The sequence below is a fragment of the Pseudomonadota bacterium genome (assembly GCA_018817425.1).
GTDB lineage: Bacteria > Desulfobacterota > Desulfobacteria > Desulfobacterales > RPRI01 > RPRI01.
The window spans coordinates 164,339-175,212 of sequence record JAHITX010000034.1 but is presented as its reverse complement, the minus strand read 5'-3'; the positions used below and the strand labels follow the sequence as shown (position 1 = coordinate 175,212).

General features: G+C 39.5%; 10 protein-coding genes. 9 read left to right on the top strand and 1 reads right to left on the bottom strand.

Translation table 11 applies throughout. The annotated features are described in order from the left end of the window. The 6 genes from KKC46_07675 to KKC46_07650 form a co-directional block, all read left to right on the top strand. Nucleotides 1-199: hypothetical protein (locus KKC46_07675; protein MBU1053693.1), on the top strand; the 199-nt coding region annotated here is incomplete at its 5' end. A gap of 150 nt (nucleotides 200-349) precedes the next feature. After that, nucleotides 350-685 carry an arsenosugar biosynthesis-associated peroxidase-like protein gene (locus KKC46_07670; protein MBU1053692.1) on the top strand — a complete coding sequence of 112 codons (336 nt, stop codon included), beginning with the start codon at nucleotides 350-352 and terminating at the stop codon, nucleotides 683-685. A gap of 1 nt (nucleotide 686) precedes the next feature. Next, nucleotides 687-1,673, top strand: a complete 987-nt coding sequence (arsS, locus tag KKC46_07665) for an arsenosugar biosynthesis radical SAM protein ArsS (protein MBU1053691.1) — start codon at nucleotides 687-689, stop codon at nucleotides 1,671-1,673. Nucleotides 1,674-1,677: 4 nt separating this feature from the next. Then, nucleotides 1,678-2,367, top strand: coding sequence for a TIGR04283 family arsenosugar biosynthesis glycosyltransferase (locus tag KKC46_07660; protein MBU1053690.1), 690 nt, complete (start codon nucleotides 1,678-1,680; stop codon nucleotides 2,365-2,367). Continuing rightward, nucleotides 2,364-3,020, top strand: coding sequence for a TIGR04282 family arsenosugar biosynthesis glycosyltransferase (locus KKC46_07655; protein ID MBU1053689.1), 657 nt, complete (start codon nucleotides 2,364-2,366; stop codon nucleotides 3,018-3,020). The genes KKC46_07660 and KKC46_07655 overlap by 4 nt, the downstream gene beginning before the upstream one ends. 260 nt (nucleotides 3,021-3,280) lie before the next feature. Further along, a complete protein-coding gene (locus KKC46_07650) occupies nucleotides 3,281-4,648 on the top strand; it encodes a DEAD/DEAH box helicase (GenBank protein ID MBU1053688.1) in 1,368 nt (455 codons plus the stop codon). Between the two features lie 165 nt (nucleotides 4,649-4,813). Here KKC46_07650 and KKC46_07645 read toward each other — a convergent pair whose 3' ends face one another. Continuing rightward, nucleotides 4,814-6,487, bottom strand: coding sequence for a sigma-54 dependent transcriptional regulator (locus KKC46_07645; GenBank protein ID MBU1053687.1), 1,674 nt, complete (start codon nucleotides 6,485-6,487; stop codon nucleotides 4,814-4,816). A gap of 409 nt (nucleotides 6,488-6,896) precedes the next feature. On the opposite strand from KKC46_07645, the gene KKC46_07640 reads away from it, so the two are divergent. The 3 genes from KKC46_07640 to KKC46_07630 all read left to right on the top strand — a co-directional run bounded on the left by KKC46_07640 (nucleotide 6,897) and on the right by KKC46_07630 (nucleotide 10,830). Further along, nucleotides 6,897-7,652 carry an SDR family oxidoreductase gene (locus tag KKC46_07640; GenBank protein MBU1053686.1) on the top strand — a complete coding sequence of 252 codons (756 nt, stop codon included), beginning with the start codon at nucleotides 6,897-6,899 and terminating at the stop codon, nucleotides 7,650-7,652. 216 nt (nucleotides 7,653-7,868) lie between these two features. Beyond that, entirely contained in the window at nucleotides 7,869-9,185 is a 1,317-nt protein-coding gene (locus KKC46_07635; GenBank protein MBU1053685.1) for a DUF1329 domain-containing protein, read from the top strand. Between the two features lie 64 nt (nucleotides 9,186-9,249). Further along, the gene (locus KKC46_07630; protein ID MBU1053684.1) at nucleotides 9,250-10,830 is read left to right on the top strand and encodes an NAD(P)/FAD-dependent oxidoreductase; all 1,581 of its coding nucleotides are present in this window, start codon (nucleotides 9,250-9,252) and stop codon (nucleotides 10,828-10,830) included. Nucleotides 10,831-10,874 lie beyond the last annotated feature (44 nt).

Here is a 10,874-nt window from a genome sequence, read left to right as displayed (position 1 = left end):
GCCAGTTTCAAAACGCCCCATTTTGGCCGATCTTAAGCGTTGGGCTCAAATTTCAATCCTCGAAATACTTAATGTATTCCTGTGGTTGAAATTTTCTCCCGCCTTGAGCTTGACCAAACTGAAACGTTTTGAAAGTGGCTCTGTTCAATATCGGTATTACCAAAGAGAGTTTTCCTTTTCTTACAAAGTTCCCCCTTAGAAAAGGGGGATTAAGGGGGGTTGTAATAAAATTTTAGTATAAACCTAAATTAGAAAATAATATCAAAATATTTTCAAGAACTAAACAACCCCCTGGCCCCCTTTATTAAGGGGGAATTATATGGACCTACACCCCGAAAGGAATATAAATATGGCATCAAATTATTATGAACCGGAAGATCTGGCGGATTTTCCCGATATTACCCAATACGCACCGGATCAGGGCACTAAATTTTTTGATTACTACGGTGCCTCAACTTTGGCCGGCAAATTAAGTGAACGGGAAAAAACTCTTATTGCACTAACTGTGGCAATGACTCAGAATTGTCCTTACTGTATAGACGCTTATACTAATAAATGCCTCTCGCTTGGAATCAGTGAAGATGAGATGATGGAAGCCGTTCATGTAGGAGCTTCAATGATGGCAGGAATTACCCTTGTTCATTCAACCCAGATGCGAAAAATAATCAGAAAAAAGAGTATGTAAAATGGCTGTTTCAAATCAATTTGCTGCATTGAACAGATGCCCCGTTAATTTTACCGAAAAGCTGACAGGTCCGATATATGCTACAGGAATAGAAATATTGCAGTTAAATGTCGGAAAAAGATGTAATCTTTCCTGCAGGCATTGTCATGTTGAAGCAGGATATAACAGAGAAGAAAGTATGTCTGCCGATACTCTTGATTTGTGCCTGGAAGTAATTAAGGCAAACAGCGGGATTAATGTAATAGATATAACCGGTGGTGCGCCTGAGATGAATCCGGGAATAAGAAATTTTATTAAACAAGCTGCAAAACTTAATCGACGTCTTATAGCAAGATCGAATCTTGCCATACTGGCCGAACATGATTATTCCGAATTTGCTGATATTTATGCTCAAAACAATGTAGAGATAGTAACTTCGCTTCCTGATTGTGATGAAAGCAGAGCCGATCGGCAGCGCGGTAAAGGGTTTTTTAATAAGTTCGTACAAGCCGCAAAAATACTGAATGAAAAAGGTTATGGCAAAACCAAAAGCGGCCTTATTCTTAATCTTGTCCATAATCCGCTTGGCGCATATCTTCCGGCAAACCAGAAAAGTCTTGAGCAAAATTATAAGCTAAGCTTGAAAAACAAGCACAATGTAGATTTTAATACTTTGTTTTGCATAACCAATATGCCTATAGGAAGGTATCTTGATTTTCTTATGGCCTCCGGAAACTATGATGAATATATGTATGAACTATTACAGGCATTCAATCCAATGGCTGTTGAAAATGTGATGTGCAGAACAATGATATCTGTTGCATGGAACGGCAACCTGTTTGATTGCGATTTCAATCAGATGTTAAATATGCCTGTCAGTTCCCAATATTCTGATCATATCAGCAGATTTGATATCGAAAAGCTTAGCCTTAGGCCAATAGTTTTGCACAATCATTGTTACGGATGTACAGCCGGGGCCGGATCTTCATGCCAGGGTGCTATACAATAATGTCATGATCTCTATTATAATTCCTGTATTCAACGAGGAAAAAATAATACACGGACAGCTTGAGTCGCTGTTACCTGTTTCTGACGAAGACATCGAAGTAATTGCAGTAGATGGAGGCAGTAAAGACCGTACGGCAGAAATAATTGCGGAATTTAAAAGCATAAGGTTTCTGCAATCCACCAAAAAAGGACGTGCTGCACAGATGAATTACGGTGCAGACAAAGCAAATGGTAATATTTTACTCTTTTTGCATGCAGACGTATCTCTTCCAAAAGAATGGAAGTCTGAAGTTATAAAAGCAGTTGATTCCGGATTTATAGCAGGCGGATTCAGAATCAGGTGCGGCGGCAAAGAATCCCTTGAAAGTATAGACAGATTTTTTGCATATATTACCGGGCTTAGATCCCGATACGCAAAGTATATGTACGGCGATCAGGCAATCTTTGTTACAAAAAACGTATTTAAATCCGTATCGGGTTTTCCGGAAATTCCTATATTGGAAGATTACGAATTTTCGAGAAGAATTTTTAAAGCAGGTAAAATATTTTATTCCAGGCTTTGCGTTGATGTATCCTACAGGCGTTTTAAACATGGCGTTTTTACTGCTGCCTTACTGATGCATTTTATTCCATTGTTATACAGGATTGGAGTATCACCTCACAGGCTTGCAAAGTTCTACAAGGATATAAGATGAAAAAAGAGCTTCTGGTTTTGTTTGCAAAAGAGCCTGTTTGCGGGCAGGTTAAGACCAGACTGGGAAGAGATACAGGCATGAAAACTGCTTCAACCCTTTACGATCTTATGCTTCGCCATATAATTAATAATGTTGTTTCCGATAAAGATTATGACACAATAATCTATAAAACTTCTGAATGTAGTAAAGCATATTTTGATGAAACAGCCAAAGGTATGATTATAAAAGATCAGCCTGAAGGAAACCTGGGGCATAAGATGCAAGGTGTTTTCAAACTTGGTTTTGCACAAAATTATGAACAAATATGCATCATAGGAACCGATTGCCCTGATATATCCCATTTTGATATACAAAAAACATTTGAACTTCTTAAAACATGCAAGCTTGTTTTGGGCCCAACCGAGGATGGAGGATATTATCTTATCGGATTGTCCGGTTTTTATCCGCTATTATTTGAAGATATTGCATGGAGCACCGAAAGTGTTTTTTCTGCAACGCTTAAAATTGCTGAATCTTTCGGCATTAAATATAAACTGCTTTCAGTAAAAACCGATATTGATGAAATAACAGATCTTGAGAGATACATAGAAAAAGATCCTGAAGCAGAACTTTCTTTAGCTTTTAAAGAAGTACTCAGAGGGGCGGCGGCGTAAGCGCTAAATTAATTAATCTATAACAACCCCCTTAATCCCCCTTTTTTAAGGGGGAATGAATGTCAACAGGCTGTTGCAGAATGCTGATTTTCCCCATTTTAGAGATTGTAACTTTTTGATTTCATTGATTCTCAATTTTCTAAAATGTAGTTCCGTAACAGCCTGTCGAAAACAAATTTAATAAAATCGGAATCAAAAGCTAAATCTTTAATTGATAAAAATGATCAACTAATATCAATTACCAATGATAAGGTGATAACTTGAAAATAGTCATATCAAACAATCTGAGACTTTCCAATATTCCACCCAACATATATCAGTTAGTAACGGAAAAGCTTACATTGTCTAATCCCAAGTGGATGGATAATGAAAAAATGGGGCGCTGGAACAGGGGAACTCCAAGAGTTTTAAAGTTTTATGACAGGGTAAAAGGAGGGGGGCTCTGGGTTCCAAGAGGTTTTATGCGCCAGCTTATACTCCTTTGCAAACGCCACGGAATTGAATATGAAATTACGGATAAAAGGCGTTTGCTTCCTTTGGTTGATTTCAAATTTAACGGCTCATTAAAGCCCTTCCAGGAACAGGCAGTAAATATAATGCTTTCCAAGGATTTTGGAACATTGAATGCTCCTACGGGAAGCGGTAAAACCGTAATGGCGCTTTATATGATAAAACAACGCATGCAACCTGCATTGATAATAGTACACTCAAAAGAGCTTGCAAATCAATGGATCGAACGTATTGAAACTTTTCTTGGTATTGCCAAAGAAGAAATTGGAATAATCGGATCAGGGAAAAAGATAATAGGAGATAAGATAACAGTCGCACTTGTTCAGTCCGTTTATAAATGCATTGAAGAAGTCTCTTTAAAAACAGGATATCTTGTAGTTGATGAATGCCACAGGACTCCCAGCAGAACATTTACCGAGGCGGTCTCCGGTTTTGATTCAAAATATATGCTTGGATTATCTGCAACCCCCTGGCGCAGAGATAATCTTTCAAAACTTATATTCTGGTATCTCGGAGATGTTCGGCATGAAGTTGATAAAACAATGCTTGTTGAAAAAGGTGACATTCTGCCTGCTGAGGTTATTGTAAGAGAAACGGATTTTAATCCGTTTTTTGATCCTGTTAATGAATACAGCAAGATGCTCTCCGAATTAACCACAAACGATACAAGAAACCATCTTATAGCTTCGGATATTGCAAAAGAATCAAAAAATGGGAATGGATGCTGTCTTGTACTTTCAGACAGAAAAAAACACTGTGAAACCTTACAGGCAATATTAAAATACAGATATAAAATATCATCCGATTTGCTCACCGGCGATGTACCAGCTATTCAAAGGAAAGATATCCTTGATCGCCTTAACAACGGTGAAATAAAAGTACTTGTAGCAACGGGGCAGCTTGTTGGAGAAGGCTTTGATTGCAAATACCTGTCAACTCTGTTTATAGTCACTCCTATAAGGTTTGCAGGAAGAGTATTTCAATATCTTGGCAGGGTGCTAAGACCCGCGCCAGGCAAAAGTAAAGCTGTTGTTTATGATTATGTTGATGTAAATGTAGGAATACTTAAAACAGCTGCCAAATCAAGAGAAAAAGTTTATGATTCCTGGAAGATTTAAACTATTTCTATTGAGCCAGTTTCAAAACGTCCCATTTTGGCCGATCTCTGCGTTGGGTAAAAATTTTAATCCTCGAAATACTACATGTATTCCTGCGGTTAAAATTTTTACCCGCCTTGACCTTGACCAAACTGAAACGTTTTGAAAGTGGCTCTATTGTAAGATTTATGCTTTTTTTCTATCTCTTTTTTTTAATAACCCCAGCTTTCGCATTTTTGTTCTTAGTGTATTTGGATTTATATTAAGAAGTTCAGCTGCTCCTCCAGGCCCGTTTATTTTGCCGCCAGTCAGTTTCAATACTTTCTGAATGTGTAATGAAAGATTTTCTTCCAATTCCAAAGGTTCGTTTTTATCTGCCAAAAATTTAAGCTTTTCTGTATCAAATTGGGAAAATATGATCTTGGCTAACTCCGTTAAATGCGATATAGCTTTGCATTCTACATCATTTTCTTTGATATTAATCGGTTGGCTATAATTTTCCGTTTCTATTTTTTGCGAAATAATATCTTCAAATATGAGTGGAGCGGAAATATCTTGACCCTGATATTGAATTAATATGCGTTCTACATAGTTTTCAAGTTCTCGTACATTACCCGGCCAGTTATATGCTTTTAACTGTTCAATAGTTTTGGATTCAATTGTTGGAGGAGGAGATATATTTCTTTCTCTTGATTTTCGATTTATAAAGTAATGAACCAGTTCCGGGATATCACCCCTTCTTTCCCGTAATGGGGGTATTTTGAGTGGAAACACATTCAACCTGAACCAGAGATCTTCTCTAAAACGATTCGAATTTACCATACTTTTCAGATCCCTGTTTGTGGCGGCAATAATCCTTACATCTATAGGTATAGGCATGACACCGCCAACTCGTTCAATTTCTTTTTCCTGCAATACTCGCAAAAGTCTTACCTGTGCTTCCTGCGGAAGCTCCCCGATTTCATCCAGCAGTATGGTTCCCTTATGTGCCCGCTCAAATCTGCCGCGTTTTTGAAATAACGCTCCGGTAAAAGCCCCTTTTTCATGTCCGAAAAGTTCGCTGTCAATCAATGTATCAGGTATTGCCCCGCAATTAACCTTTATAAACGGCTGATTTTTTCGAGGAGAAGAATAATGGATGGCATTGGCAATTACTTCTTTGCCCACTCCGGTTTCACCAAGCAGAAGAACCGGAATATTTACAGGAGCTACCTGACAGACCATACCGAAAATCTGCTTTAGCCCAGCATCTTTACCTATGATTTCATCACCGGAAATATGAAGCATTTCCTGATAAAGATACCGGTTATCATCTGCCAGCATTTCTTTTAGTTTCAGCACCTCCTGATGTCGAAGAGCATTTGACGTAGCGATGGCAAAGGGATCATGCAACATCGACAAAAGATTTGCATGTTCACTTTTATATTGTCCTGGCCCGCTTAAATAAACTACCAGGGCAAACAGCCTTTTGTCTTGTATTTTCAAGCGCATGGTCATATTTGACAAGCCAAACCTGGATTTATCAAACAATAAAGCTACTTTCAGCATAGTCGGAAATAGCTCAGGGTTATTGACGATTATAACATCATCTAAACTTGCCCAATAGCTTTCAACCTCGTACCGGATTTCCGGGGGCAGAGGAATAATCTGATCACTCTTTTCTATCTTATAACGGCTGACCTGAGCCAATGCTTCTATAGCAGGAACACCCGGCTCACCCAGCACAAGATTCATTCCTGTTATTGGCATAAATTTTTCAAGATATTCCAGAGTATTCCACATGGCAGTTTTTATATCCAGGCTCCCACAGATCCGCATAGTCGCCTGACGGTAAAATTCGTTTGTATCTTCTATATCCATAAAATTATCCTGCTGAGCCAGTTTCAAAACGCCCCATTTTGGCCGATCTCTGCGTTGGGCTCAAATTTTAATCCTCGAAATACTCAATGTATTCCTGCGGTTAAAATTTTCGTCCGCCTTGAGCTTAACCAAACTGAAACGTTTTGAAAGTGGCTCTGCTCTATACAATTATAAGTAAACGGGGATACCGATACAATTTTATAGCACATTATTTATTCTTATAAAAATGATATTATTTCATATGAAAGATATTAATTTATATATAATTTTTAACAATACGATATTATTATATATTATACTTTGGCACGATTTAAGCAATCATCTAATATTTAATATGGCAATCAGAATACAAATTGAGTGTGATGAGGTAATTTGCCCGGTGGTAACAGCTATAACAAAGGACTAAACCATGAAACTAAAAGATAAGGTTGCAATTATAACGGGTGGCAGTGCCGGAATCGGCAAGGCTATCGCCCTTGGTATGGCAAATGAAGGGGCTAATATCGTAATTACTGCCCGGAATGAAGAAAGGCTCAAAACTGCTGAACAAGACATAAAGGCTGTTGGTGTTGAAGTCCTTGCTCTGAAATCTGATGTATCAGTGATCTCAGATATCAAAGGCATGATAGATAAAACCATAAAAAAGTTCGGAAAGATAGATATACTTGTCAATAATGCCGCTATCAGCGGTTCATCAGTTCCATTTCTTGAAAAGGACGAAGAAACATTTGATAGTGTTGTAGCTATAAACCAGAAAGGGTTTTTTTTCTGCACTCAGCTTGTGGCAAGAGAAATGGTTAAGAAGAAATACGGAAAGATTATTGGAATATGTTCTGCCCAGGCAAGAGTGGGTATACCACTGAATTCAGATTATTCCGGAACAAAGGGGGCGATGCTTGCCATGACCCGGGTTATGGCAGCTGAACTAAGTCCGATGGGGATTAATGTGAATGCCATTGCCTGTGGTTTGACAACTGACACCAAACTGATCTCGGAATCCAAATATCCGAAAGAAATCATTCAAATGATAGTGAACACAACCCCCATGCGACGGACCGCTTCGGTAAAGGATTATATCGGTATGGCCATACTTTTGGCTTCAGATGAAGGTTCCTTTATTACCGGTCAGACCATATCTGTTGATGGTGGAGCGAGTATGCCTTGATGGGAAGATAATTATTAATACCAAAACAGATCGAAGATGTCGGGTGAACCTTTACAAGATGAGGTTATCTTCGTCATTAAACAGCCCTTTTGTTGTTGTATGTCTTGCCTGACAGCGCTTGTTATTTGATAAGAGCCTCCTCAAAAGGGCTGTTCAATAGCGAAGATGAAGATAAAAATATAACAATTATGAAAATTGAAGGGGGAAAAGAAGAAAATGAAACGAACGAGAATTTTGAAGTATTTTGGGTTGTCACTGTGTTCGTTATTTGTTCTGCTTTTGTGTGGTGGTAATCTCCTTTGGGCTATGGATTTACCCAAGTTGATAGACAAGACCAACTGCAGTCAATACAAAGATCTGCTCATTCCTGCTATGTACCGTGCAATTGAACAAGGTGACTATTTTATTACACCGGGAAAAATAAACTTTAAATACAAACATACTAACGGTTTTCTTGCGGCAGGCCCAAAGAATGAGGGAAAATTTGACGTAACTCCTGATGGCGATTTGATCGATAAACGCACTGGAAAATACCCGGAAAATATTTACGGTTATCCTTTTCCCAACATTGATCTTAAAGATCCAAAGGCCGGGGTAAAAATCATATATAACTTCGAATTCCAAAGAAATCGTTTTATGGGTTCAAGAGATAAAACCCGTATTATGTGGATAGATAAAACAAGGGAAGAGCGTTATGTTCAAGGCTTGGATCAGCGCCTGTATATGAATGGCCGGCCGCCTGGTCAGGAGATAAGTAATCCTGATAAGGCTCTGCAGTACGAATTTTCAAATACTTTGGATCCGATGAGTGCCAAAGGAACTAATATATTGACATACATCTATATGGACAAAAGGGAAGATAGCAGTTATGTCTATGTTCCTGCCATTCGAAGAATTCGTCAAACCGGTTCAGGGATGAAGTCTGACCCCTATATGGGCTCTGATTCATGGAGGGATACAAATTATCTGTGGAGTGGTAAAACCCGCACAATGAATTGGAAATATATCGGCGAAAAGACAATTCTTGTTTCATTTACCAGTCCAAATATACTTCCGGCACAGGAATTTCCGGATGGAAGGATGAAAAGGGCCTTTCCCTATACCGGCACTCACCCCAAATTAGGTTTCGATGATCCAAAATGGGAGGGCGCATCATGGACTCCTCTTAATATTACCTATGTTCCAAGAAAAGTATGGATTGTGGAACAGATGCCTAAAGATCCGTATTATAACTGGGGGTTGCATGTAAACTATATCGATCAGAAAACTTATACCATATGGTACAAAGAGGTATATGAAAAATCCGGCGATTTCCGTACATGGCTCTCTTTTATAGTGCACTACAGTGAGGTGCCGACCGGTAAAAATAATACAGGGGATCATGATGCTATGCTTTTTATTGATGAAAAAGCCCGCCATGCTACATGCGTATCACGATCAACGGACCCGGAAGAAGATTTCCTGTTTATACCTGCTTCAAAACTGGACCCCGGCTTTTTTACTGTCAATAATTTCTTACTGCTGTCTAAGTAATCCGGATTCGTAAAAAGTAATTTCATTAAGTTTATTTAAAAAAAATAATCGGAAAGGAAATAATATGTCAAAGTATGATGTAATCATAGCTGGTGCAGGTCATAATGGATTAATGGCTGGTGCTTATCTTGCAAAAGCGGGACTTAACGTGTGTGTTGTGGAACATCAGGATAAGATCGGAGGTGGAGCTCAGACCAGAGAGTTAACGCTGCCCGGGTTCAAACACGATGTGTGTTCCACCTGGCATGGCTTTATTGCGCCCAACCCTGTAATAAAGGATGATGAACTTGAGCTGCAAGCAAAATACGGACTGAAGTACTTAAAACCTGAGGTTATGACCGGGGTAATTTTTGATGATGATTCAGTTTTTGTACTTCATCAGAACCTGGACAAGACCTGTCAATCCATAGCAAAGATTTCCGAGCATGATGCAGTGGCTTACAGAAAATTTCACGACTGGTCGATAAGGATGCTCGACATGCTGACAATGGGTATGTTCAACCCTCCACCGCCTTTTGGAGCTCAAATGGCGATGATGGATCAGAGCCCCGAGGGTCGTGAGTTGATAAGAGCACAGATGATAAGCGCCTGGGATGTGGTTGATGAGATATTTGAGAACGACAAGATCAAAATAGCTCTTTCGAGATATGCATCGGAAGCTATGATTAACCCATTTGTAAAAGGCACCGGTTTTACATTGTTTATATTCATTCCGATGATTCACAAATATGGTGGAGGTATCCCTGAAGGCGGTTCAGGCGAGTTAAGCGAGGCTATGGGCAGGCTGATAGAAGCCAACGGCGGGACTATCAAACTATCGAGCACGGTAAAGGAATTCAAGATATCAGATGATGAGGTAACAGGTGTTATATTAACAACAGGAGAAGAGATACTGGCCGGCAAGGCGGTAGTATCGGGTATGAGCATTAAGCAGATGTTTCCGGGCATGACCGGCGGACATCCGCTTCCTGAGGGTTTTGCACAAAGTGTAAAGAATCTGTCTCCCTCAAATTTTGCGCCTATACATCAGCATCTTGCATTAAATGAGGTCCCAAAATTTAAAAGTAGCGACAAAGATGTAAACGATGCTTTTTGGATTGAATTTTCATCATGTAGCAAGGAAGAATACTGGAATGCGTTTCATGCACTTGATCTCGGATATCCGAGGGACGATCTTTATCTTAGCATTTCATATAGCAAATGGGACAAGACGAGAGCTCCTGCTGGCAAACATACTCTTTATCTTTATGGTTTTGCTCCTTACGATCTGGCTGACGGAGGAGCACAGATGTGGAAAGAGAAGGGTCAGGAGGTAGCAGACGGTATTCTTAGTCATCTGCGTGAAAGAACGACTAACATGGGTGATAATAATATTCTGGGAAGGTCGTTTATGACGCCGCTGGATTTTGAGCAGCACAATCCAGCATTTGTTCATGCTGATATCGGCCATATAGGATGCTTTAACTGGCAGCTTTCCGGCAACCGTCCTCTTCCCGGATGGAATTACAGGATGCCGTTGAAGAAGTTATACTTGAGTAGTTCGAGTTCCCATCCGGGCACAGGAATAGTAGGTGGCGGCCGTGCAGCGGTTCAGGTTGTAATGGAGGATCTTGGGATTGATTTCGATAAGGTAGTGAAGAAATAATAAATATGCGGTGGGAATCCGCATTGAAATTTAAGAAAAGCCAC

Bases quoted from the DNA above. Each gene is read 5' to 3' on its own strand.
- KKC46_07670 (MBU1053692.1), top strand. From the start codon at position 350: ATGGCATCAAATTATTATGAACCGGAAGATCTGGCGGATTTTCCCGAT.
- arsS (MBU1053691.1), top strand. From the start codon at position 687: ATGGCTGTTTCAAATCAATTTGCTGCATTGAACAGATGCCCCGTTAAT.
- KKC46_07660 (MBU1053690.1), top strand. From the start codon at position 1,678: ATGATCTCTATTATAATTCCTGTATTCAACGAGGAAAAAATAATACAC.
- KKC46_07655 (MBU1053689.1), top strand. From the start codon at position 2,364: ATGAAAAAAGAGCTTCTGGTTTTGTTTGCAAAAGAGCCTGTTTGCGGG.
- KKC46_07645 (MBU1053687.1), bottom strand. From the start codon at position 6,487: ATGGATATAGAAGATACAAACGAATTTTACCGTCAGGCGACTATGCGG.
- KKC46_07640 (MBU1053686.1), top strand. From the start codon at position 6,897: ATGAAACTAAAAGATAAGGTTGCAATTATAACGGGTGGCAGTGCCGGA.
- KKC46_07635 (MBU1053685.1), top strand. From the start codon at position 7,869: ATGAAACGAACGAGAATTTTGAAGTATTTTGGGTTGTCACTGTGTTCG.
- KKC46_07630 (MBU1053684.1), top strand. From the start codon at position 9,250: ATGTCAAAGTATGATGTAATCATAGCTGGTGCAGGTCATAATGGATTA.